The sequence below is a fragment of the Bacillus sp. NH11B genome, assembly GCF_001884205.1.
Taxonomy (GTDB): Bacteria; Bacillota; Bacilli; order Bacillales; family Bacillaceae_G; genus Bacillus_A; species Bacillus_A proteolyticus.
Genome location: NZ_MAOG01000012.1, coordinates 1 through 21,661, shown reverse-complemented (window position 1 = coordinate 21,661; position 21,661 = coordinate 1). Strand labels below are relative to the sequence as shown.

29 protein-coding genes and 3 pseudogenes are annotated in these 21,661 nt (G+C 34.7%); 26 read left to right on the top strand and 6 right to left on the bottom strand.

Annotation, left to right across the window (positions count from 1 at the left end; genetic code table 11):
* Nucleotides 1-3 precede the first annotated feature (3 nt).
* From BAU27_RS01250 to BAU27_RS01240, 3 genes are read right to left on the bottom strand one after another with little or no spacing between them, the layout of a single operon-like run.
* The gene (locus tag BAU27_RS01250; protein ID WP_071769914.1) at nt 4-717 is read right to left on the bottom strand and encodes a class I SAM-dependent methyltransferase; all 714 of its coding nucleotides are present in this window, start codon (nt 715-717) and stop codon (nt 4-6) included.
* Nucleotides 710-1,597 carry a GNAT family N-acetyltransferase gene (locus tag BAU27_RS01245; RefSeq protein WP_071769984.1) on the bottom strand — a complete coding sequence of 296 codons (888 nt, stop codon included), beginning with the start codon at nt 1,595-1,597 and terminating at the stop codon, nt 710-712. The genes BAU27_RS01250 and BAU27_RS01245 overlap by 8 nt, the downstream gene beginning before the upstream one ends.
* A 23-nt stretch (nt 1,598-1,620) precedes the next feature.
* Nucleotides 1,621-2,499 carry a phosphotransferase gene (locus BAU27_RS01240; RefSeq protein WP_071769913.1) on the bottom strand — a complete coding sequence of 293 codons (879 nt, stop codon included), beginning with the start codon at nt 2,497-2,499 and terminating at the stop codon, nt 1,621-1,623.
* Nucleotides 2,500-2,731: 232 nt separating this feature from the next.
* Between BAU27_RS01240 and BAU27_RS01235 the strand changes: the two genes are divergently transcribed.
* Complete coding sequence (locus tag BAU27_RS01235) at nt 2,732-3,589, top strand: YitT family protein (protein ID WP_070139185.1); 858 nt, start codon at nt 2,732-2,734, stop codon at nt 3,587-3,589.
* Nucleotides 3,590-3,634: 45 nt separating this feature from the next.
* On the opposite strand, the gene pdxR is transcribed toward BAU27_RS01235, so the two are convergent.
* On the bottom strand, nt 3,635-5,035 hold the full coding sequence (gene pdxR, locus BAU27_RS01230) for a MocR-like pyridoxine biosynthesis transcription factor PdxR (protein WP_071769912.1): 1,401 nt from the start codon (nt 5,033-5,035) through the stop codon (nt 3,635-3,637).
* A 132-nt stretch (nt 5,036-5,167) separates the two neighbouring features.
* On the opposite strand from pdxR, the gene BAU27_RS01225 reads away from it, so the two are divergent.
* The 17 genes and pseudogenes from BAU27_RS01225 (at nt 5,168) to BAU27_RS01145 (ending at nt 13,191) form a co-directional block, all read left to right on the top strand.
* A complete protein-coding gene (locus BAU27_RS01225; RefSeq protein WP_071745475.1) occupies nt 5,168-5,590 on the top strand; it encodes a GNAT family N-acetyltransferase in 423 nt (140 codons plus the stop codon).
* A gap of 150 nt (nt 5,591-5,740) precedes the next feature.
* Nucleotides 5,741-6,853 carry a metallophosphoesterase gene (locus tag BAU27_RS01220; protein ID WP_071769911.1) on the top strand — a complete coding sequence of 371 codons (1,113 nt, stop codon included), beginning with the start codon at nt 5,741-5,743 and terminating at the stop codon, nt 6,851-6,853.
* Nucleotides 6,854-7,104: 251 nt separating this feature from the next.
* A complete protein-coding gene (locus BAU27_RS01215; protein ID WP_071769910.1) occupies nt 7,105-7,671 on the top strand; it encodes a GNAT family N-acetyltransferase in 567 nt (188 codons plus the stop codon).
* A 6-nt stretch (nt 7,672-7,677) separates the two neighbouring features.
* Complete coding sequence (locus tag BAU27_RS01210; RefSeq protein WP_071769909.1) at nt 7,678-8,238, top strand: 2'-5' RNA ligase family protein; 561 nt, start codon at nt 7,678-7,680, stop codon at nt 8,236-8,238.
* The gene (locus BAU27_RS01205) at nt 8,235-8,720 is read left to right on the top strand and encodes a GNAT family N-acetyltransferase (protein WP_071745471.1); all 486 of its coding nucleotides are present in this window, start codon (nt 8,235-8,237) and stop codon (nt 8,718-8,720) included. Before BAU27_RS01210 ends, BAU27_RS01205 begins: the two co-directional genes overlap by 4 nt.
* Nucleotides 8,721-8,732: 12 nt before the next feature.
* Entirely contained in the window at nt 8,733-9,101 is a 369-nt protein-coding gene (locus tag BAU27_RS01200; protein ID WP_071769908.1) for a cupin domain-containing protein, read from the top strand.
* A 22-nt stretch (nt 9,102-9,123) separates the two neighbouring features.
* Complete coding sequence (locus BAU27_RS01195; protein ID WP_071769907.1) at nt 9,124-9,318, top strand: hypothetical protein; 195 nt, start codon at nt 9,124-9,126, stop codon at nt 9,316-9,318.
* Nucleotides 9,319-9,513: a hypothetical protein gene (locus BAU27_RS01190; RefSeq protein WP_071745468.1), complete on the top strand. Its 195-nt coding sequence runs from the start codon at nt 9,319-9,321 to the stop codon at nt 9,511-9,513.
* An 89-nt stretch (nt 9,514-9,602) separates the two neighbouring features.
* Entirely contained in the window at nt 9,603-9,782 is a 180-nt protein-coding gene (locus tag BAU27_RS01185; protein WP_071769906.1) for a hypothetical protein, read from the top strand.
* A 196-nt stretch (nt 9,783-9,978) separates the two neighbouring features.
* The gene (locus BAU27_RS01180) at nt 9,979-10,173 is read left to right on the top strand and encodes a hypothetical protein (RefSeq protein ID WP_071745466.1); all 195 of its coding nucleotides are present in this window, start codon (nt 9,979-9,981) and stop codon (nt 10,171-10,173) included.
* Between the two features lie 328 nt (nt 10,174-10,501).
* The gene (locus BAU27_RS01175; RefSeq protein WP_071745521.1) at nt 10,502-10,690 is read left to right on the top strand and encodes a hypothetical protein; all 189 of its coding nucleotides are present in this window, start codon (nt 10,502-10,504) and stop codon (nt 10,688-10,690) included.
* 126 nt (nt 10,691-10,816) lie between these two features.
* Nucleotides 10,817-11,008 carry a hypothetical protein gene (locus BAU27_RS01170; protein WP_071769905.1) on the top strand — a complete coding sequence of 64 codons (192 nt, stop codon included), beginning with the start codon at nt 10,817-10,819 and terminating at the stop codon, nt 11,006-11,008.
* A 280-nt stretch (nt 11,009-11,288) separates the two neighbouring features.
* Nucleotides 11,289-12,175: pseudogene (locus BAU27_RS01165) on the top strand (WXG100 family type VII secretion target).
* A gap of 4 nt (nt 12,176-12,179) precedes the next feature.
* The gene (locus BAU27_RS01160; RefSeq protein WP_000589990.1) at nt 12,180-12,368 is read left to right on the top strand and encodes a hypothetical protein; all 189 of its coding nucleotides are present in this window, start codon (nt 12,180-12,182) and stop codon (nt 12,366-12,368) included.
* Between the two features lie 4 nt (nt 12,369-12,372).
* Nucleotides 12,373-12,621, top strand: a complete 249-nt coding sequence (locus BAU27_RS01155; protein ID WP_071769904.1) for a DUF4176 domain-containing protein — start codon at nt 12,373-12,375, stop codon at nt 12,619-12,621.
* Nucleotides 12,622-12,671: 50 nt separating this feature from the next.
* Nucleotides 12,672-12,860, top strand: a pseudogene (locus BAU27_RS01150) (hypothetical protein).
* Between the two features lie 139 nt (nt 12,861-12,999).
* Nucleotides 13,000-13,191, top strand: a complete 192-nt coding sequence (locus BAU27_RS01145; RefSeq protein WP_071769903.1) for a hypothetical protein — start codon at nt 13,000-13,002, stop codon at nt 13,189-13,191.
* 217 nt (nt 13,192-13,408) lie between these two features.
* Here the strand turns inward: BAU27_RS01145 and BAU27_RS01140 are convergent.
* Nucleotides 13,409-14,121 (bottom strand): annotated as a pseudogene (locus tag BAU27_RS01140) (GNAT family N-acetyltransferase).
* 124 nt (nt 14,122-14,245) lie between these two features.
* Here BAU27_RS01140 and ytfJ point away from each other — a divergent pair.
* From ytfJ to BAU27_RS01120, 4 genes are all read left to right on the top strand, one after another.
* Nucleotides 14,246-14,671, top strand: coding sequence for a GerW family sporulation protein (ytfJ, locus tag BAU27_RS01135; RefSeq protein ID WP_071769902.1), 426 nt, complete (start codon nt 14,246-14,248; stop codon nt 14,669-14,671).
* 160 nt (nt 14,672-14,831) lie between these two features.
* Nucleotides 14,832-15,608 carry an oxalate:formate antiporter gene (locus BAU27_RS01130; protein ID WP_071769901.1) on the top strand — a complete coding sequence of 259 codons (777 nt, stop codon included), beginning with the start codon at nt 14,832-14,834 and terminating at the stop codon, nt 15,606-15,608.
* A gap of 51 nt (nt 15,609-15,659) precedes the next feature.
* On the top strand, nt 15,660-15,980 hold the full coding sequence (locus BAU27_RS01125) for a hypothetical protein (RefSeq protein ID WP_071769900.1): 321 nt from the start codon (nt 15,660-15,662) through the stop codon (nt 15,978-15,980).
* Between the two features lie 69 nt (nt 15,981-16,049).
* A complete protein-coding gene (locus tag BAU27_RS01120; RefSeq protein WP_000711203.1) occupies nt 16,050-16,262 on the top strand; it encodes a hypothetical protein in 213 nt (70 codons plus the stop codon).
* 30 nt (nt 16,263-16,292) lie between these two features.
* Here BAU27_RS01120 and BAU27_RS01115 read toward each other — a convergent pair whose 3' ends face one another.
* On the bottom strand, nt 16,293-16,631 hold the full coding sequence (locus BAU27_RS01115; RefSeq protein WP_001253195.1) for a hypothetical protein: 339 nt from the start codon (nt 16,629-16,631) through the stop codon (nt 16,293-16,295).
* A 351-nt stretch (nt 16,632-16,982) separates the two neighbouring features.
* Here BAU27_RS01115 and BAU27_RS01110 point away from each other — a divergent pair, with 351 nt between their 5' ends.
* From BAU27_RS01110 to BAU27_RS01095, 4 genes are all read left to right on the top strand, one after another.
* Entirely contained in the window at nt 16,983-17,663 is a 681-nt protein-coding gene (locus BAU27_RS01110) for a class I SAM-dependent methyltransferase (protein WP_071769899.1), read from the top strand.
* Between the two features lie 94 nt (nt 17,664-17,757).
* Nucleotides 17,758-19,446 (top strand): formate--tetrahydrofolate ligase, encoded by a 1,689-nt coding sequence (locus BAU27_RS01105; RefSeq protein ID WP_071769983.1) that lies wholly within the window; start codon nt 17,758-17,760, stop codon nt 19,444-19,446.
* 90 nt (nt 19,447-19,536) lie between these two features.
* Entirely contained in the window at nt 19,537-20,064 is a 528-nt protein-coding gene (locus tag BAU27_RS01100) for a hypothetical protein (protein ID WP_071769898.1), read from the top strand.
* Between the two features lie 19 nt (nt 20,065-20,083).
* Complete coding sequence (locus BAU27_RS01095; RefSeq protein ID WP_071745457.1) at nt 20,084-21,253, top strand: DEAD/DEAH box helicase; 1,170 nt, start codon at nt 20,084-20,086, stop codon at nt 21,251-21,253.
* Nucleotides 21,254-21,661: the final 408 nt, after the last annotated feature.

The window sequence follows — 21,661 nt, the reverse complement described above, 5'->3', positions numbered from 1 at the left end:
TTTTTATTTTTGACAAATGAAAAAAGTTCTATTTGCACCATGTAATTGAATGTTTTTAAATCCTACAGATTCCAACGAAGAAATTATTTCTTCATTGGAGTAACAAGCTTCCTCAAAAGAAAAGTCACTTCTTTTCCAATTATCATTTATGTCATGCTTAAATAGTATAAAGTTCATCACTGCTTTTTTTCTTTCAATGTCATAAGTAGAGTTTATCGTACAGACATATTTTTGTTCTGAAATGTGAAAGGACGCACTCCAATTTTCAAGAAAACCTTTCTCCATATTCATATCAAATGCAAATGTACCTCCATCATATAATGCTAAATAAACATGATGAAAAGTGTTTTTTAGCTCATCTAATTTAAGTATATGATTTAAGCTATCACCGGCTGAAATGACAAAGTGGAATTGCTCACCCACTTTGAATGAGCGTGCATCATCGACGATGAAGGATGCACCTGGCGCGTTTTGACGTGCGTGTTCAATCATTTGAGCAGAACCATCTATACCAGTTACTATAAAATTATTATCAATTAGTTTCCTAGTAAGGTGCCCAGTCCCGCAGCAAAGGTCTAATATACGGGAGTGGGAAGCGGCATCTTGTAAAACGAATTTATGATAGGCTGGATAGGAGTGTTCTGCAAAATGTCCCCAATGTTTATTATAAATGTCTGCAAAAACATCATAATCAGAATAAATTAGTTCTTTAGACATATGTATTCTCTTCAAAATTCATTAAATTATAATAGTCATGCTTCGTTTTAATTTCAAAACCACATTGTGTATATAGTTTTAAAGCATTGTTATTTTTCGTTTCGACGTCTAATTCAATTGTTGAAACTCCATCTGTAATAAGTGTATGTACCATATAACTAAGAATATCTTTACCATACCCTTTACCTTGATAAGAAGGATGAACTGCGAATCCTGATAGTGTAGTAGATTGCTCTTGCTCAGTAACGGTAATCGTTCCAATTGCTTTTTCATTAATAAGAGCAATGTGAACTTGATGAGAAGGTGACTTCATCATTTTTTGTAGCCATGTGGACGTATTTGCTGCTGAATCTCCAAAAGCTTCACTAGCGATTTCTATAAGATCAGGAAGTAATTCAGAAGATGCAACGGTAAGGTTAATATTATTTTTCATTGTTTTTTGTGCTTCGTTTGTTTTGAACTCCATACCATACTCACTATATAAATAAGGCAAGTTCATTTGTTTTGCAAATGATCTCCCTGAAATAGAGTCACCATTAATTATAAGAAGGGCTTCATCTGCTTCTCTTTCTTGTATTTCTTTCATTGCGGTTTGTAAAAGAGTAGTGCCTATATGTCGTTTCCTATAGTTCGGATGAACAAACCCTATTAACTCCAGTTTTTTCGGTCTTTCAAAGTCATACATACTCAATGCACCGATTAATTGAGTATCATCATAAAATAGAAAATCATTTATCACATCTTTATTACGAGCAGTTAAAAAGTTGACATGCAACTCTGACGAGTAATCAATTTTATCTTGTTGCCCGCAAATATGAGCTAAATCTTTCATTTGCTGAATTTCGTTTGTTGTTAAAGATTTCTTTTTTTCAATATTCATTTCATAATCCCTCGCAATCGTTATTAAAAATAGGATGGATGACGTAACCACTTTTCTAACTCCACATTACCCTGAACAGATAATAAGCGATATAAATATCGATAGGGTTGTCTACATTCTTTAAGACTAGGAATGGGCATAATGGTTTCATAACCTTTTTTAAAAGTATGAGCCTCTTTTTCTGTAAATACATATTCTAAGCCGATAAAATCAAACTCTCGTGGAGCAATTGCAAAAGCCTCTGTATCTACTAAGCCGGTAATAGTTGTACCATCTGATAAAAACTGAGTAGGATCCATATCAATTAAAACGAGTGTAGCTTCCTTCGGTGCTGGCAAGGAAGAGAGTTGTGACTCAAAAGTATGAAATGCGTTATGGATGCTAACATTATCGGAATAGAACCTATTTACAAGATCTTTACTGACTTTTAATATGTGAGACTTAAATTCTTCTAGTGGAATGTGGAAAGTACTTGATGGGTTTCCTATAAACTCTGCTTGAAACGAATGAATTTCTGCTAGTCCTTTTCCAAGGCTGAATAAAATAGAATCAGGTTGTCCGATAAATGATTGCAGCGTACTTCCGGTTAGTTTTTCGACGATTACATACTCTCGCCCATTTAAAACATGTTTTTGCAAAATAGTAGGGATGGGTAAGGTAGTATGCTTTTTCAATAATGCGTGTATTGTTTCTAAATGATGTACGTTCCTTGGATCAATTCCAAAAAGGTTTTTACATCCCCACCAAAAATCATTGTTGGGCTCTTCAGTCATTTTTGAGGAACGAACAATAACTTCTTCAGCTTCTGTTTTAACAAGAAACACGTCGCTTGCATGGTCTACATAGCCTGGATGCAAAGCTTGAACAGATAAAATAGGTGAAGTGAACAATTGTTGTAGCATGAAAGAGCTCCTTTTTCTGTAAATTCTCTAAATTGATTATATAACATAATGTTATTAAGAGGTAAAAATTAGGGGGGTATTATTTTTGTATAAAGTGTATTAAATTTTGAGATTCTACATAAGAATCACCAAAAAGGTGAAAAATGTGTGTATATAAAGCAATTTCTTTGTATTTGCGAAAAAAATTAGTTATGATAATACTAAGAAAATATATAAGTTTTGGGGGTAATGAATGAAAAAATTATTTGAATACGTATTATTAACAATTGGCTCCATTATTGTAGCGGGTTCACTAGAGCTTATTTTAGCGCCTAATGGTTTAGTAGACGGTGGGGTAACCGCGATTGCTATTATGGCAAATAAAGTTGCTGGATTACCGCTTTACGGAGTGTTTTTAGGACTTAATATCCCGATTTTGCTATTTACTGCAAAAGTAATGGGGAAGAAGTTTTTCATCCGTACATCCTATGCAAATGTTGTTACAACACTCGGATTGATTTATTTAAAACCATTTCCAGCAATTACGACTTCTGAATTATTAATTGTACTTTATGGAGGGGTTCTATTTGGTGTTGGTGTTGGAATCGTTGTAAAAATGGGCGGGGCAATTGATGGATCAGAAATGTTAGCTGTTTGGATGAACAAGCATTTTAAAGTACCGATCAGTACATTTTTACTTGCTGTAAATGCGGTTATTTTTGTATTTGTTGCTATTTTATTTTCAATTGAGCAAGCGATGTTCTCATTAGCAATTTTCTATATTGTTACGAAAATGATAGATTTCATATTAGACGGTATTAATCAAGGGAAGAGCGTCATGATTATTTCGAATAAAAATAAAGAAATTGGCGAACTGCTTATGAAAGAATTACAACTGTCTGTTACGTATCTACATGGAGAAGGTGGTTTTTTAGGAGAGCACCAGAGAATTATTTATTGTATTACAAACCGTTTCATTTATCCGAAAATGAAAGATCTCGTTCTCTCTGTAGATCCAAGTGCTATAATTGAAGCTTCTTATTCAACAGAAACAACTGGTGTAAAGCGTCCAGGAAGGACAGCGAAATCAGGGCAAGTATCAGAAAAATAGTAACTAAAAAAACTCCACGTAAGTATAACTTACGTGGAGTTTTTTTTAGTTAGGGAACCAGACTATTTTCAGTAATTTGACAACCGTTTCGATACTATCTTCGGGAATACTGCCGAACCCGAGTAATACATACGATGCCTTCCTTAAATTATGAACAGAATCGTATGTGGAGAGAGGGTACAACTTAATGCGTTGTTTCGCAGCTGCATGAATAAGTTCTTGTTCGTTCATCCCATTATTAACGTGAAGTACGATATGCAGCCCGGACTGTTCACCAAGTATTTGAACACGAGATTCCATTTCATTTTTGATAGATTTAACTAGTAATGTATGCTTTCTTTTATATAACGTACGACTACGGTTTAAATGACGCTCCCAATCACCATTGTGAATAAAGGTGGCAAAAGCGAGTTGCTGTATTGTGGAAACAGTTTGTTTAAATTTACCTTCAAGTTCTTTATAGGTTTTTAAAAGATGAGGTGGTAAAACGATATATCCCATTCGTAAAGAAGGTAAAAAGGATTTTGAAAAGGTTCCCATATAAATAACACGTTCATTTGAATCCAGTCCTTGTAAAGAAGGAATAGGTTTCCCTACATAGCGGAATTCCCCGTCGTAATCATCTTCAATAATATATCCCCCGCAATCATTCGCCCATTTTAATAGTTCGAGTCTTCTAGATAAAGGCATAATTATTCCAAGTGGAAATTGGTGAGATGGAGTGACGTATGCTACATTAGCACCTGATTCACGTAAAGCTGAAATATGAATCCCTTTATCATCTAGAGGTATAGGGTGAACAGGAAGAACAGAGCTTTGAATCATAGCAGTTATACGATGAAATCCAGGGTTTTCGATTCCGTATTCTTTTTTTGAACCAAGCAGTTGAAGTAGTAACCAAAGAAGAGGTTGCGTACCGGCTCCGATAATAATTTGATCAGATGTAGAATGTACCCCGCGAGCATGATATAAATACTTTGAAATATGTTCTCGTAGAACGAATTCACCTTGTGGATCTTCTTTAGCAAATAATTCATTTTCATATTGGAATAAAGTTTCGTGTAATGCTCTTTTCCAGTTTGTAATTGGAAAAGCTTTTTGATCAATAAGCCCTTGGCTACAATCATAGTCATATTGTTCTTTTTTTATATTGTTTGCGCTGTTTGGCAAAAATTTTTGTTTATTTTGAATGACATCAATATCAACTTCTGCAACAAAAATCCCACGTTTCGGTTTACTTTCTACATAACCCTCAGCCAGTAATTGTTGATAAGCAGATTCAACAGTAATACGGCTAACATTAAGTTGCATAGCTAAATTTCTGTGAGAAGGAAGGCGTGTACCGGCAGGCAGTGATCCATGAGAGATTTCTCGTTTCATATATTCGTAAATTTGTAAGTAAATTGGTGTTTTACTTTCTAATTGCAATGGGATAGTAAGATCCATTTTTATAAATTCTCCTTTAAAAACTGGCCATATAAAAAATAATCGAACTGTCACTTAAGTTAGGGGCAGTTACTTTTTATAATGATGATATAACATTTAGAAAACTTTTGAAATAGTAAGGAGAGAATCATAATGAATATTAGAGAAGTAGTAACAGAAGCTGATTTACATGATGTATTCCCTGTATTACAGCAATTACGAACAAAACTTTCAAGAGAAGAAGCAAGTTCTTTATTTCAAAAAATGAAAGACGAAAATTATAAACTACTCTCGTTACAGAATGAAGATGACGAAGTTGTTAGTCTCGCTGGTGTAGCAATTTGTACGAATTTCTATAATGAGAAACATGTTTTCGTATATGATCTTGTAACTGCAGAAGCTCACAGATCAAAAGGATATGGTAAGGTTCTGCTGTCATATGTAGAAAAATGGGGGGAAGAAAAAGGGTGCAGTTCTATCGTCCTTACATCAGCGTTTCCAAGGATTGATGCACATCGTTTTTATGAAAGAGAAGGCTATGATAAGGTAAGCTATTCTTTTTATAAAGAATTATAATATTAAGGGGGTACTATGTGTGAGAACATATGGAACCCCTTTTAATTTAGAATTGAAGAATGAGGAGGGTTAATTACTTATTTTGTCGAATAGTCTCTTTATAATTGAGACGATGATATTGAATTAGAAGAAGGTTAGGGGAGTTTATACTTGGAAAAAATTCAGAAACTATTAATCCCAAAAGGTGTAAGAGTTATCGTAATATCTGATATTCATGGCGAATTAAATCTTTTAAAGGAATTATTACATAAAGTTAATTTTAAAGATGATGATTATTTAATTATAAATGGAGACCTTTGTGAGAAGGGGAACGATAGCATTGGCGTCGTAAACTATGTGATGGATTTAGTAGTTAGCAAGCCAAATGTTTATGTAACTGAAGGGAATTGTGAAGTTGTAATTGAAGCGCTTGTAAATGAACATCCTGCGTTAATTAATTATTTATGTACGCGAAAAAATACAATTTTTAACGAATGGCTAGGGAAATTGGGCGATACAGTTCATGAAGAAAGTAATATTCGTGAAGTGAAAAATATATTGATGAGCCATTTCTCAAAAGAAATAAAGTGGCTAACAGAATTGCCAACTGCTATTGAAACTGAGGATTATATCTTTGTACATGCTGGCCTTGAAGATAGAGAAGATTGGAAAGAAACAGAACGAAAAAATGCGATAGCAATGCCGGAGTTTTATAATAAATCACATAAAGCAAATAAGTATGTAATAGTTGGGCATTGGCCTGTTGTGAACTATTCTGATGAAGCCCCGTCCAACAATCCAGTTATTGATAAGGAGAAAAAGATTATTGCGATTGATGGTGGTAATGCGATTAAAGAAGCAGGGCAATTAAATGCATTTATTATTCATCGAGATATTTTAAATGATACATTTTCCTATACATATGTAGATCATTTTTCACAGTATGAAGTATTGGCCGATTTTAATGCGAATTCGGTAATGCAGGGCGGGGTTACATATCCACATTATTACATAGAGCCTGTGGAGAGAATGAAAGATTTTACCCTATGTAAACAACTCGGAACAAATGAACTACTTCATGTGAAAAACGAGTATATAAAGAAACTTGAATCAGGTGAGTATACAGTGAAAACGGATATTTCTTGTGCGCAATTAAGCGTTAGAAACGGGGATATTGTTTCTCTCATTGATGGTAGTTGTACAGGGTATGATTTAATTAAAAAAGATGGGGTAGAAGGCTGGATAGAGAAAGGGATTCTTTTTGAAAAAAATGAAAAGGAGTGAAAAATATATAGCTGAAAATAGGAGGGATTTATCCTCCTATTTTTTATTGCCGTAGGCGTTGAAATCGTATTTCTTCTAATTTGTTATATAGTTTATCTTCGGAAACTTCATTTTGCTTTAGTTTTATAAAAGTATGAATGAAATTCCTCGGCGTAATAGTATTATTAAATGATTGAAGGTTTATGTTTTGATTTTTCTGAAAAAATATTATAATAATATATAGTAAATAGTGGTGGATGTAGGAGGGAATTATGCAAAACGTTATATTAAAGGGAAACAAAGTTACAATTCGTACAATTGAAGAATCAGATATAAAAACATTATGGAATCTCATATTTAAAGAAGAAAATCCAGAGTGGAAAAAATGGGATGCGCCGTATTTTCCGTTTTCAATACAAGGATACTCGTCCTATAAAGAAAAGATGAAAACTCGTTTACAAGCAGAACCGCTGTCAAATTTAATTATAGAAAATAACGATCAAATTATAGGGACAGTCGGATTTTATTGGGAGCATAAACCGACGCGTTGGTTGGAGATGGGAATTGTTATTTATGATCCAACATACTGGAATGGTGGCTACGGTACAGAAGCATTAACATTATATAGGGACTTACTATTTGAAAATATGGAGATTGGTAGAGTGGGGCTTACAACTTGGTCTGGCAATGAAAGAATGATGAAAGTAGCAGAGAAAATAGGAATGAGCTTAGAAGGTAGAATGCGAAAATGCCGATACTATAACGGAACATACTATGATTCTATTCGAATGGGAATGATTCGTGAAGAGTGGGAAGTGTTATGTGTAACGAAGGAGTGAGGAAGCGTGTATGCTATTATTGCTACATTTGATTGTGTGTTTATTAATAAAGTTAGAGAATTGCAAAATGAATTAACGAATATAATTGGAACAAATGAACTAGCCGGAGTAGAACCGCATATAACATTGGCTGATTATAAGGAGTTAGATTTTAATTTATATACGAAGAAATTAGAGGAGTTTGTAGCTTTTCAAGAGAACATTGCTGCTGTAACTTTTTCTTCTGTTGGAACTTTTCCTACTAACGGAACGATCTTTCTAGCACCAAGCATTAATGATGAATTATTAAGACTTCATCATTCTTATCATGATAATTTCAAAACTTTTCATGGTAATCCACAGTCCTATTACGTTCCGGGAAAATGGATTCCGCATTGCACGATTGCAAATGGGTTAAATTCAAATCAATTTGTAAATGTAATGGAATATATATATGAAAAATTTGATGTTACAATAGCTTCGATTGAGAAGTTAAAATTAATTAAGGCAAATTATGAAGATGGTTTTGCCATTTCTTCTAGTATATTAGCAGAATATAATTTAAAGAGAATGGAGACATCGAGATGACATATGTAATTAGAGAAATGAAGCAAGAAGATATTCATGCTGTACAAAACGTAGCAAAAATAGCTTGGCATGATACTTACGAAGGAATTATTCCGAGAGAGATTCAAGATAGTTTTTTAGATGAAGCCTATTCTGATGAAAAAATGAAATATCGTCTTAAAAATACACATTTATTCGTTGCAGAAGAAGAGGGAGAAGTAATTGGATTTGCGAATTTTTCACCTGTTAGACTGCAAAACGAAGCAGAATTAGGTGCGATTTATTTGTTGCCAGGTCAGCAAGGAAAAGGGATAGGAAGTGCTTTATTACAAAGAGGGGTTAAGGCATTAAAAGGGATCCGAAAACTGTACATACATGTAGAAGCAGCAAATGAAAAAGGAAAGCGCTTTTATGAAGCGAAAGGTTTTGCGGAATTAGAGCAATTTGAAGAGGATTTTGAAGGACATATGATGCAGACAGTAAGGATGGTTTTATACATATAGGGGGGAGCTGAAATGAAAATATTTGACTTTAGCGAAAAAGTGGGAAAGCACATATCAGTATTTCAATCTAATTTCATAATGTCGAAAATATTAAACCATCAAGGGAATATACATATCGGTGCCATGCATTTACAAGATAATGGAATTATCGGATATCATGAAGCAGTTGTATCTCAACTGCTTCTTATTGTGGACGGCGAAGGTTATGTATGCGGGGTAGATAAAGAAAAAGTGAAGGTGGAAGCTGGACAAGCTGTGTTTTGGGAGAAGGGTGAGTTTCATGAGACGAGTACGGAAAAGGGCTTGATGGCAATTGTAATTGAGTCGGAGGAACTTGAGAAAGGAGTTTTAATGAAAGAAGTGGGAAAGTTTGATGATTAAGGTGTGTAAGGAGGAGATTACTATGCGCAAAGTTACGCAAATAGTAATATGTGCAGCGGCAGCGCTATTAATCACACTCGCTATGATAAATGGAGAAACGTGGAAAGAAAAAATTGTTATTTCACTAGCCGTTCTTATATTTACTGGATTTTCTCTAGTATGGAACTCATTTGTTATAAATCTTATAGAGAAATTCAATAGAAAAAGGAGTAAATAAATGCGACATTTCAAGCAAATGAGAACTATATATTTAATAACAGTACCTATTATTGCATTACTTTCATTATTTTTTCCGCAGTCATTAGGAGATCGTATACTTACTTTCTTTTTTGTACTTGTTTTTGGCGGATTAGCAATTGGATTTACCTATTTAATGGACTTTATTGGAAAAACAAAAGATAAAAGGGAATGACTATGAAGCTTTTATAAGTGGGAACAGTAGTAAAGCTTAAGAGTGTAGATTTGTAAAATTTGAGAAGACGGGTAAGGAGTAGTTAGGTGATGAAGATTCCAAAAATTGTAATGATTATAGGAGTTGTAATTGCAATCATTGTTGGATTAATGGGTCCATATTCAACTAAGGAAAAGGCAATATATACAATTAGTGTGGCTTTTTGGGGGGCAATGGGGGTCGGAGCTATTACTTTAATGGAGTATATTAGCAGGAGGATAAATAAATGAATAAATAAATAAATGAATGAATGAAACTTGGATTGATGAGTATTTCTATAGAAGTAGAGTTACAGGAGCATTTCTTTTCTATAAATTGAAATGAAGTAAAATGGATATTTTTGACATTGTTCTAAATATAGATGAATACAAATTCTGTTAATATGGCTATAAAGGTAGTTTGGACAAAGAAAAAAGGAGTAATTGAATGTTAAAGCAAGGAAGAATTATAATTATTATTGGCACAATAGTAACACTCATCGCAAGTTTTATGGTGCCTGCAGACAACAAAACAAGATTAATAAATGTACTTGTAGTATTTTTATTTGGTGTAATAGCTGTGGGGTCTTCAGTTCTATTTGAACGAGTTTATCAAAAGATACATAAAAAGTGGAATAAATGAAACTTTTTCCGATTGGAGCAGTATTGAAACTAAACGAAATAAAACAATCTTTATAATTATTGGTAGAATGCTTGAATCGGCAGATAAATGTAATTTTGATTATGTAGAGAGCCAAACTAGCAATAGAAGTTCTGGTTAATAAGTAAGAAGTTGAATGAAATCTTTTCTTATATTAGATTTCACGCTAGTTTTAGGAGACCATGATCTGATAGCAAAAGGAGAAGTTTGACTAGGTACATCTGGCTTTAGAGTGTAATTAGATGCTGAGACAGGCAAGGTACTTTGGAGAGATTTATAAAAGTTGAAAAAACAAAGGAAGGAAGTTGAGATGGATCCAATTAAGATGGGGAAATATATTACATATGTTGCAGTCGCGATACTTCTTATATTTTCTATGTTATTGCCATATAGCCTACCTAAAAAGATTGCTCTTATTATTTTTGTTTTAATTTTAGGAGCTATTTCATTGGGAGCGAATAAAGTGGTAGGACGAATCCATAACAAATTTAAACAATAATAAAGTTTGAAAAAGGATAGGGATAATCCGATATTAATTAGGAAAAGAAACGGGAGTATACGTTAGAGATGGTTATGGGATAGGTAGTACCATTAAATTTGAGGATTAAGAGAGGAACATATTAATATGCAATCATTTAAGGCCGGAAAATATATTACATATGTTGCAATTGTTATATTTCTTGTAGTCGCTATTATGTCTCCTTATGAATTACCTAAAAAGATTGGCTTTATTATAGGTGTTCTTATTTTAGGAGCATGTGCACTTGGTACTAATAAGCTTTACGAACGGATGTATAGTAAATTTAATAATAAATAAGACTAATACAATAGAGGAAAATTATCACGATAATTTCTCCCATTAAGAGCGATTTCAGGAAGAGTAGCCCACACAGGTTGCTCTGTTCTTTGTGTACATATAATCTAGGAAAAGAATAATATGAATTGCCTCCGTCTCGTTATCAGCTATCTGTGCGTTTATTAGTATGGATTAAAATTGTATTTCTTGAGGAGTTGTATTTTTCGGATTTTTAAGAGTATAAAAAATATTATTCTGTAAAATTAATTTTCTATGGTGAAATATTTAAAGGGGAATGGCTATGGGGGATATAAAAGTTACTCCTGAACAGTTGCGAAAAGTGGCATGGACTATTAGATCAACTATCACGAATGCAACTCCAACACAGGACCGACTAAAACGAGATATTGATATGATTTCTAGTAATTGGTTGGGCTCAACCTATATGAAATTTAATACGGATTTCCGTGATTCATCATTTAAAATGGCACAATTTATAACCATATTAGAGCCGCTTGAGAAGTTTCTACTTGATTCTGCTAATAAATTTGAACAGGTAGATAACATGGAAGTTGCTATTGCGCTGGCTTCTAGTATTTTAACTGGGAAACCTTTTAAAGGGGATTACGAAACTTTAACAGGTGATTTTAAATTAGCAGAAGGAAATCGAGTGGTAATGAAAGCAGAAGGTTCCTTGATACAAGGTGAATATGAAATTCCGAAAGGAAACAAGCTTACTTTTAAAGGGGGAAATGGCTCTTTAGAGACCAGTGTTCCAATGGACGGAAAGACGTTGGCAGGTGATGTTACAGGAGGGGGGGAGTAGGGTTTAAAGTTGGTGCTTCTATTTTTGAAGACTCAATAGAAAAAGAAATAAATAGCGGTTTTGCAGAAAAAGCAACAGTTACACAAAAGTTTGCAGATGCATCTGCTGTTGTTGGAATAGATGAGTATACTTTTCAGTTAGGAGCGGAAGTTACAACACAGAAATATGAAGTTTTATTTGAAAAAATTGATATTCCAGACTTTATCCCATTTTTTAAGGATCATGATTTAACAGTTCGTTTAGAATATGGATTTGGTACAGGAGGGGCTAAAATACACCTCGGTCAAGAGATGGGTGCGTACTTTGGTAAAGCTCATGGCGGAGGTTTTTTTGCTAAATTTGAGAAGAATACAAAGGAGTAGTATGATGATAAAAATTGCAAGAATCGTAATGATGATAGCAATTGTAATTGTAATCATTGCAGGGCTAATAGCTCCATTTTCATTAAAAGAAAAGATGGTACATACATTCGGCATGCTTGTTTATGGTGCAATCGGGTTAGGTGGACTTACTTTAATAGACTACATTATAAAAAAGAAAAGAAAAGGAGAATAAACAAATGAAACTTTTATCGATTGGAACAGTTGTAAAACTAGAAGAGATAGAACAATTTGTTATGATTATAGGAAGAATGGTTGTATCAGCAGATAAACGTGATTTTGATTATGTAGGTGTTCCTTATCCAGTGGGCTATCTAGGTGATGAAAAAGTATTATGTTTTAATCATGATAAGATTGTAGAGGAAATGCATAGAGGATATATGACTGAGAGTGAATTAGTTCTACGTGAGAAATTAGTAGAATTGTAAAGTGGTTGGAAAATACATATAGATTTTAAAAATACGAAAGGGGAAACAAAATGGGAAAGATAATGATAACCCTTGTAATCATAGGTATACTTATCCCTCCGGTACTACTGTAGAGTGCACCTGATGTTCCTCTAAATGATAAACTGCTGTTTACAGGTTTACAACTAACTGTTGGATTCACGACAGTAGTAGCGTTAGAGATTATATTTAGAAATCGAAAAAAGAAAAGGATAAAATAGAGATAGATTGTATGGAATAACCGCTGAAAATATGTAACATGTATTACTAATCGTTTTACTTGGGAGGTGACCTACAGGTTGCCTCTTTTAACTTTATACTTATAGTTTTATCTGAAAAAGAAAAAAGGAGCAATCGAGCATGTTTAAACAAGGGCGCATTTTAATGTGTATTTTTACCGCAGTGTTATTTTTTTCTTCCTTCTTCTTTCCGCAGCCAATGGGAAAAAGGGTTTTAACAGTTATTGTGGCTCTGATTATTGGTGGAGTAGGTATTGGAATTTCCTATTTATTAGAAACATCCAGTAGCAAGTCGAAAAATATATCTAAATAAGAACAGAGAATAACGATAAAGCGTTCCTAATTGGTTCAGTTGTAAATATAAAAGATTAAAATTGTTCTTTTATGTTATAGAAACTAACAAGCCTTAACAAGTAAATTCATAGTATATCATATAGTAACGGCAAGCGGAGTACATGTGAATAGATATTAGTTACGCGCAGAAGAGGCTGCCTATTATAAGTAGCCTCTTCTGCGTGTATTATGCATTATTATCGATACATCGTCCACATCCCAATATCTTTAAACCCTAGTCGTTTATAAATTCGTCCAGCAGCTGGATTGTTATAAAATAAGCAAAACGTTCGGCCTTCTTTCGTAAAGTCTTGGATCATTTTCTGTAATATGAGCGAAGCATATCCATTCCCGCGATGATTGCACCGTCTTCTTCAATATAGTATGTACGTCCTGTATTTGTTTCGAGAGCTTGTCTTAATATTTTCTCTGATTCATTAGCAACTGGAAATTCAGCGATGTTACTTCGTAATTGCATAATTCGCTCTACATCATCTAGTGTGGCAAGTTTAATTGTTTCTTGGACAGGCGTACTAGGTAAGTTGGTATCATTTAGACATTCGCAAAAATACATTTCATTTTTGTCACCTAGTTTTATACGTGGAGCGGTTTCAAATCGTTCTACAATAGTTGACTTACCAGAGAGTTTAAGCGGCTTATATGAGGAAAGAAGTGCCTCATAGTCAGCGACCATAAACTCTCCTTTACTATACGGTATAAATGCATCATGGAAGCGGAATAAAATCGATTTTAATGCTCCACGCTCATTAAATACTCCCCATAATTCTTGAAAGTCTGTTTCATAACCGAAAGCTTCTATATCTCCAATAATAAACAAGTTAAGGACTGCTTCTTCTTTTAGAAATGTGAGTACTTGTTCATGATCTTTCTTTGTTAATTTTCGCATCATAACGAATCTACCTCTTTTTCTGAATATTGCAACTTGAATTTTTTGAAATCTATATAAAATTTTATGTTTAGTTCACAAACTTTCGGAAAAACTAGGAAAGATATGACAAAGGAGGTTATGAACGGTGGATCATCCAATTCAAGGATTAATGAAAGCAGCAATGGAAAATTTGAAGGAAATGGTCGATGTAAATACGATTGTTGGAGAGCCTGTTCAAACGGCTGACGGTGGTGTAGTGTTAACGGTTTCTAAAGTAGCGTTCGGTTTTGGAGCAGGAGGTTCTGATTTCCAGACGAATGATGGACAAAGAGCGAATAGTAACCCTGCATTTGGTGGCGGTAGCGCGGGTGGAGTTTCAATTACACCGGTAGCATTTCTAGTTGTGAATAAAGACGGGGTAAATATTCTTCATTTACAAAATGCGACACATTTAGCGGAAAAAATGATTGAATTAGCTCCACAAACAATTGATAAAATCCAATCGATGTTCCAAAAAGAAGAAAAGAAAGAGGAAAATCATCACCCTCAAAACCCAGATGATATCCTTTAAAAACGCCTGCTTATGAGCAGGCGTTTTTTCTTGTAATCAGTATGTAATAAAACACATGAAATTGTAAATAGTTTTTGAAGTTTTTTCTATGTTTCTAAAATTTTTCATGTTAAAATATGCTATAGAATTGAAACATATAAAACGAAGGTGGCTGGGTGCTTTGTCTGGAGGATCTGACCAAGTAAACAATATGATATATATTAATGGTAATCGTCGGGGTCATTGTTTTATTACATCTGGAATTACGTTTAAAGAGTTTGCAAGTAACATCCCTTCACCGCTTCATCAAGTATTACTTTTAAAGCATAATTTTGAGTGGACAGATTTTCATTATCATACTTTATTTGAATATGTCGAGGAAGAAAACATACATAAACTCATTCAAGCAGAGATTGATGAATTTGATGAATTTTGTTGGGTAGATTTTGATGATGCAAGCGATTTAGATGAGTTAGAGCCAAAAGAAATTGCAGAATTATTATATTTGGCTCACAAAAAAGAACCACTTGGAAGAACGTTCTTCCCGTTACTGAAAAATAGATTCGTTTATTTTTCACATGATGACGGTTGGTACAACAAAGTGTACTACCGTAGAATCGGTGATTTTGTAGGAATGCTAAGTAAGGTAATTCCATATAAACTCGGTTCGTTTGGAAAGAAACGTTTTACTTTCTTCCAAAAATCAAAAATTTTCCCAGCAATTTCAAAGGAAGTTATCCTTGGGCTTGTTCCGTTAATGGAAGATGGGTTATACATTGATTTAGCGGGGAAAATTGAGTCAAGAAGAGGTCTTGAAATTCCAGTATATGTAGTAGGATCATTCGAAAGTACGGATGAGGTACTAGATAATATCAATGAATTGAAAGCGGACGCAACAGAAACAGGTTGGCTCATTTTTGATAAGAAAGAACAAGAGTGGCAATGGATAGTAGACTAAGAAAACTTGGCGCATGAAGTCAAGTTTTCTTGTCTTTTGAAAGGAGAACAAATGAAGAAATATTATACAATTGTGGGTATGGTAAGTATTATTCTCGTGGCGATATTACTTATAACTTGTCCGAAAGAATCAGATTTCAAGTTGTATTTAGGGGATAAGTATGCATTGAAATGCGACGAGAGTAGCTTTGAATGCACGCAAAATGTAGATGGAAAAAAAGAGAAATTACAGTTTGAAAGTATTGATGCGCGAAATGGTGTTTTCTTTATGACTGTAAAGCAAACGTATAAAACAGAAGCTGGTGTTACAAAAGAATATAGCGGAGTAGGGATGTTTGGTACATTTCTTTTTGTTTCAGAGAAGACTTTCTAGTAATAGAAGGTCTTTTTTTTATGCTTATGTTCATATAGATGAAGTAAGACAAGCATAGGAGGGGTATTGATGAAGAAGGAATGTATCGTTTGTGGTGGTGAGGAGTTTTTTTCTTCAACGTTATATGCACGTACGAAACAAGATTGGGCATATGCACCAAACATGTACCGATTTGAAAAGGTGTTTATTGAACAAAGGGACGAAGAAAATTATCCAGTCTTTCAAGAAATTACAGCCAAGCATTGTTGTGGATGCGGTCATATCATGTTATATCATGAATGAACACACCAAGTATAACTTGGTGTGTTTTTTTTAAAACGCTGATAAAGCAAGCGGATATAGTAAAGTGAATAAAACAGAAAAACTGCCAAAACCAATTGCGGTATATCCAAGTGTTCTCGCTCCAAAGTTGACAGCTAATAAGCCAACTAAAATCGCAAGGGAGCCGAGTGTAACAGGATAAAAAGCAATGGAGAATAACGAAAGAAATAATGCGACATAGCCTATCATTGCCCCGGTATTTGTACCTTCTATTTCATTTGCAATTTCTTTGCGCTCATGTCTTATCGGAATACCAGCTGGTGATATTTCAGCTGCATACTCTTCGTTTTTTTCACCACTTTTAAAATGATGATTTCTCTTTCTTCGCATGTACATCCCTCTCTTTCAATTGGGTGTATCTATAGTATCTTTCATAAGGAAAAGAACATGAGTATGAGTTAAACCCAAGTAAAGCAAAAATTGGAGAAAATAGATTCTGTTGTTATCCTGTACATCCCGCTATTTGCCGTGCAGTAAGGCTCTCACCTCAAAATTCGGGTGGAGCAAAGAGAGCCGGGTTACCCGTAAAAGCCCGATTGGTGAGGGCTAATAATCAGTGGGGGACGAACAAAATCCCCCACTGATTAAAGTTTCACTTTATCTCCTTATGAAGATAAAACAGGAATTTTGGAAAATGATGTAGAATGAAATGAATGATAATAACTGAAGGTAGGGGAATGTATGGCGAAGTTTAATTGGCATGAATCGGCAGAGAAAAAATGGGATAACAATGCAGAGTTTTGGAATCAAAATAGTCAAGAAATGTGGGATAGCGGGAGCAGGAGCACAATCATTCCATTTTTTGAGCAGTACGTGGAGCAAGAAGCTCAAGTGCTCGATGTTGGTTGTGGTGATGGATACGGTACATATAAATTAAGTCGCGCGAACTATAAAGCAGTTGGAGTAGATTTATCGGAAGTTATGATTCAAAAAGGTAAAGAACGCGGAGAAGGGCCAAATTTATCTTTTGTGAAGGGGGATCTTTCTTCCTTACCTTTTGAAAATGAACAATTTGAAGCGATTGTGGCAATTAATTCATTAGAATGGACCGAGAATCCATTATTAGCATTAAATGAAATAAAGCGTGTTTTAAAGAAAGATGGTCATGCATGTATTGCGATTTTAGGACCGACAGCAAAGCCTCGTGAGAACAGTTATCCCCGTTTATACGGCAAAGACGTTGTTTGTAATACGATGATGCCTTGGGAATTTGAACAGTTAGCGAAAGAACAAGGTTTTGAAGTTGTAGATGGCATCGGTGTGTATAAGCGCGGAGTAAATGAGAAGATGTTAGGTCAACTACCTACAGAGTTACAACAATCATTAACATTCTTATGGGTATTTATGTTAAAAAACGTATAAAGAAACGAAAGAATTTTTAGGAGGTAAATAAGTGCAGAAAATACAAAAAACTGATACAATATCATCAGAACCAATTAAAGGGGGACTAGGGTATATGACAACTACTACAACAGTTAAATCGGATATTGAAATCGCACAAGAAGCGAGTATGAAGAAGATTCAAGAAATTGCAGCTGATTTAAATATTTTAGAAGATGAATTAGAGCCATACGGGCATTATAAAGGTAAGTTATCTCTTGATATTTTTAAGCGCTTACAGGATGAAAAAGACGGTAAAGTTGTTTTAGTAACAGCGATTAACCCAACTCCAGCTGGAGAAGGTAAATCAACAGTAACAGTTGGTTTAGGTCAAGCTTTTAATAAAATTGGTAAGAAAACAGTAATTGCACTTCGCGAACCATCTCTTGGACCAACGATGGGACTAAAAGGCGGAGCAGCAGGTGGTGGTTTTTCACAGGTTGTACCAATGGAAGACATTAACCTTCACTTTACTGGAGATATCCATGCGATCACAACTGCCAATAACGCGTTAGCGGCGTTTATTGATAATCATATCCAACAAGGAAACACACTTGGAATTGATACGCGTAAAATCATTTGGAAACGCTGTGTTGACTTAAATGATCGTGCCCTTCGTAATGTAGTAATTGGCCTTGGTGGACCGGTTCAAGGTGTACCACGTGAAGACGGTTTTGATATTACAGTAGCATCTGAAATTATGGCCGTATTCTGCCTTGCAACAGATATTCAAGATTTGAAAGCGCGTCTATCCCGCATTGTTGTCGCTTATAATTTTGCAAATCAACCTGTAACGGTTAAAGATTTAGGTGTAGAAGGTGCGTTAACATTATTATTAAAAGACGCATTAAAACCGAACTTAGTACAAACATTAGAAAATACACCAGCTATCATTCATGGCGGACCATTTGCGAATATCGCTCACGGTTGTAACAGTGTTATCGCTACGACAATGGCAGCAAAATTAGGTGATTATGTTATTACAGAAGCTGGATTCGGTGCAGATTTAGGCGCAGAGAAGTTTTTAGATATTAAAGCTCGTGCAGCTGGCATTAAACCAGAAGCAGTTGTTATTGTTGCGACTATTCGCGCGCTTAAAATGCATGGTGGCGTAGCGAAAGATCAATTAAAAGAAGAAAATGTAGATGCATTAGCAAAAGGTATGGAAAACTTACAGAAGCATGTTGAAACAATTCAAAGCTTCGGTGTGCCTTTCGTAATTGCAATTAATAAGTTCATTACAGATACAGATGCAGAAGTTACATATTTACAAGAATGGTGCAATGAGCGTGGCTATGCAGTATCCTTAACAGAAGTTTGGGAGAAGGGTGGCCAAGGCGGAGTTGATCTTGCTGAAAAAGTACTAAAAGAAATCGAAAAAGGTGAGAACAACTACGCACCACTTTACGAATTAGAATTACCATTGGAAGAAAAAATTCGTACAATTGCTCAAAAAGTGTATGGTGCAAAAGATATCGAATTTGCTCCGAAAGCACGTAAGCAATTAGCTCAATATGAAGGAGAAGGTTGGAGTAACCTACCAGTTTGTATGGCGAAAACACAATACTCTCTTTCTGATGATGCAACGAAATTAGGTCGCCCATCTGACTTTATCGTTACAATTCGTGAATTAAAACCATCTATCGGTGCAGGGTTTATTGTTGCGTTAACAGGAACAATGTTAACAATGCCAGGTCTTCCGAAACAGCCAGCTGCGCTGCAAATGGATGTAAATGAAGATGGAAAAGCAGTAGGTTTATTCTAAAAGGTTGTAATTCATCTCGTTTATCTGTAAACTATATATACATCAAGTGGCGCCTTTCCATCGAAAGGCGCCTGTTTTTTGGAGGAAATTATGTTTGATCCAACTGCTTTTGAAAATTTAAAGGTAATTGTGGAAGGAGCTGTCTATGATTTCGATTTACACGGTGATATTCTCGTAACAGATCGAAAAGATGTGATGGACCTTGCTTCATTAAGTCGTATGTATAGTATTTCATTTCAACTAACAGAACCATTTAAAACGATGGTAGAGGCGACATTTTCACTATCTGTTGATGCAAAGAATTTATCAGGTGAAATATTAGAAGTACCTCAGTTTATACCAGGTTGTGAAATGAAGCTTGAATTCTCGTTCGAAATGGAACAACCAGAGGTAGGATGCGAAGAAATTGAAACCTTATTGCATTCTATATGGGGAAAAGAGCGAATGATTACGCAGAAAATTTCATACGAATATAATAAGCAAGCGATTTTATATCATAATAAGGTAGAGGTTCTATTTCAAAAAGCAATTACAGAAGACCATGTTGATGATTTAATAGCTGTTATTTCACACATGATAGAAACGGTGCGAACAATACAACATTTTCTTCAAAAATAGAGATAAAGGAGAAAAACAAATGATAAAAGATATGCAACCATTTTTACAACAAGCTTGGGAGAAGGCTGGTTTTAAAGAATTAACTGAAATTCAAAAACAAGCGATTCCAACTATTTTAGAAGGACAAGACGTTATTGCTGAATCTCCAACTGGAACAGGAAAAACATTAGCGTACTTATTACCACTTTTACATAAAATTAATCCTGAAATTAAACAACCTCAAGTTGTAATTTTAGCGCCAACTCGTGAACTGGTAATGCAAATTCATGAAGAGGTTCAAAAATTTACAGCAGGAACTGATATTTCAGGTGCATCTTTAATTGGTGGTGCAGATATTAAGCGCCAAGTTGAAAAATTAAAGAAACACCCGAGAGTAATTGTCGGTTCACCAGGACGTATTTTAGAACTAATTCGTATGAAAAAGCTAAAGATGCATGAAGTGAAAACAATTGTATTTGATGAGTTTGATCAAATTGTAAAGCAAAAAATGATGGGTGCTGCACAGGATGTAATTAAATCAACGATGCGCGATCGTCAATTAGTATTCTTCTCAGCGACAATGACAAAAGCGGCAGAAGATGCAGCACGTGATTTAGCAGTTGAACCACAATTAGTACGTGTAACACGTGCAGAGTCAAAAAGCTTAGTTGAGCATACGTATATCATTTGTGAGCGACGCGAAAAAAATGATTACGTAAGAAGAATTATGCATATGGGCGATGTAAAAGCAGTTGCTTTCTTAAATGACCCATTCCGTTTAGATGAAATTACTCAGAAATTGAAATTCCGTAAAATGAAAGCAGCAGCTCTTCATGCAGAGGCAAGTAAGCAAGAGCGTGAAGCAACGATGCGTGCATTCCGCGGTGGGAAATTAGAAATTCTACTTGCTACTGATATTGCAGCACGTGGAATAGATATTGATGATTTAACACATGTAATTCACTTAGAGTTACCTGACACTGTAGACCAATATATTCACCGTTCAGGACGTACTGGACGTATGGGTAAAGAAGGAACAGTAGTTTCTCTTGTAACACAACAAGAAGAACGTAAATTACTGCAATTTGCGAAAAAATTAGGTATCGTGTTTACGAAACAAGAAATGTTCAAAGGAACATTTGTAGAATCGAAACCACAAGAACCAAAGAAAAAGAAACCAGCATTTACTGGGAAGAAAAAACCAAGATAATGTGAAACTTTAATCAGTGGTGGCTGGTCCCCACTGATTATTAGCCCTCACCAATCTGGCGTTTTCGGACAGTTAATACGAGATAAATAATAGGGAAGACGTAACTATTTGTAGTTACGTCTTTTTTATTTGAGTTAATATGCTCATTTTAGGTAACTGAATATTTCCACTTAAAAATATACAAATAGATTATTTACTAACTTAAATTTTATCTAAGTCAATGCAAGGATTTATTAGTATAATTAATGGTGTATTCCATTTTGTGGATTAACTTATTGATATAGGGTCTATGTTTTGGGGTATTTGCTTTTCTTAGCTTGATAGCGATGGGGTAGCACCACACATCCATCAACTTAAGGATTTAGACTATTCTTGAAGGTGAAAGCACGTTACTATTCTCTTATGTTA

Bases quoted from the DNA above. Each gene is read 5' to 3' on its own strand.
- BAU27_RS01240 (WP_071769913.1), bottom strand. From the start codon at position 2,499: ATGCTACAACAATTGTTCACTTCACCTATTTTATCTGTTCAAGCTTTG.
- pdxR (WP_071769912.1), bottom strand. From the start codon at position 5,035: ATGGATCTTACTATCCCATTGCAATTAGAAAGTAAAACACCAATTTAC.
- BAU27_RS01175 (WP_071745521.1), top strand. From the start codon at position 10,502: ATGGATCCAATTAAGATGGGGAAATATATTACATATGTTGCAGTCGCG.
- BAU27_RS01105 (WP_071769983.1), top strand. From the start codon at position 17,758: ATGACAACTACTACAACAGTTAAATCGGATATTGAAATCGCACAAGAA.
- BAU27_RS01115 (WP_001253195.1), bottom strand. From the start codon at position 16,631: ATGCGAAGAAAGAGAAATCATCATTTTAAAAGTGGTGAAAAAAACGAA.
- BAU27_RS01245 (WP_071769984.1), bottom strand. From the start codon at position 1,597: ATGAATATTGAAAAAAAGAAATCTTTAACAACAAACGAAATTCAGCAA.
- BAU27_RS01185 (WP_071769906.1), top strand. From the start codon at position 9,603: ATGAAGATTCCAAAAATTGTAATGATTATAGGAGTTGTAATTGCAATC.
- BAU27_RS01100 (WP_071769898.1), top strand. From the start codon at position 19,537: ATGTTTGATCCAACTGCTTTTGAAAATTTAAAGGTAATTGTGGAAGGA.
- BAU27_RS01155 (WP_071769904.1), top strand. From the start codon at position 12,373: ATGAAACTTTTATCGATTGGAACAGTTGTAAAACTAGAAGAGATAGAA.
- BAU27_RS01200 (WP_071769908.1), top strand. From the start codon at position 8,733: ATGAAAATATTTGACTTTAGCGAAAAAGTGGGAAAGCACATATCAGTA.
- BAU27_RS01195 (WP_071769907.1), top strand. From the start codon at position 9,124: ATGCGCAAAGTTACGCAAATAGTAATATGTGCAGCGGCAGCGCTATTA.
- BAU27_RS01250 (WP_071769914.1), bottom strand. From the start codon at position 717: ATGTCTAAAGAACTAATTTATTCTGATTATGATGTTTTTGCAGACATT.
- BAU27_RS01125 (WP_071769900.1), top strand. From the start codon at position 15,660: ATGAAGAAATATTATACAATTGTGGGTATGGTAAGTATTATTCTCGTG.
- BAU27_RS01160 (WP_000589990.1), top strand. From the start codon at position 12,180: ATGATAAAAATTGCAAGAATCGTAATGATGATAGCAATTGTAATTGTA.
- BAU27_RS01145 (WP_071769903.1), top strand. From the start codon at position 13,000: ATGTTTAAACAAGGGCGCATTTTAATGTGTATTTTTACCGCAGTGTTA.
- BAU27_RS01190 (WP_071745468.1), top strand. From the start codon at position 9,319: ATGCGACATTTCAAGCAAATGAGAACTATATATTTAATAACAGTACCT.
- BAU27_RS01180 (WP_071745466.1), top strand. From the start codon at position 9,979: ATGTTAAAGCAAGGAAGAATTATAATTATTATTGGCACAATAGTAACA.
- BAU27_RS01205 (WP_071745471.1), top strand. From the start codon at position 8,235: ATGACATATGTAATTAGAGAAATGAAGCAAGAAGATATTCATGCTGTA.
- BAU27_RS01120 (WP_000711203.1), top strand. From the start codon at position 16,050: ATGAAGAAGGAATGTATCGTTTGTGGTGGTGAGGAGTTTTTTTCTTCA.
- BAU27_RS01225 (WP_071745475.1), top strand. From the start codon at position 5,168: ATGAATATTAGAGAAGTAGTAACAGAAGCTGATTTACATGATGTATTC.
- BAU27_RS01170 (WP_071769905.1), top strand. From the start codon at position 10,817: ATGCAATCATTTAAGGCCGGAAAATATATTACATATGTTGCAATTGTT.
- BAU27_RS01110 (WP_071769899.1), top strand. From the start codon at position 16,983: ATGGCGAAGTTTAATTGGCATGAATCGGCAGAGAAAAAATGGGATAAC.
- BAU27_RS01235 (WP_070139185.1), top strand. From the start codon at position 2,732: ATGAAAAAATTATTTGAATACGTATTATTAACAATTGGCTCCATTATT.
- BAU27_RS01215 (WP_071769910.1), top strand. From the start codon at position 7,105: ATGCAAAACGTTATATTAAAGGGAAACAAAGTTACAATTCGTACAATT.
- BAU27_RS01095 (WP_071745457.1), top strand. From the start codon at position 20,084: ATGATAAAAGATATGCAACCATTTTTACAACAAGCTTGGGAGAAGGCT.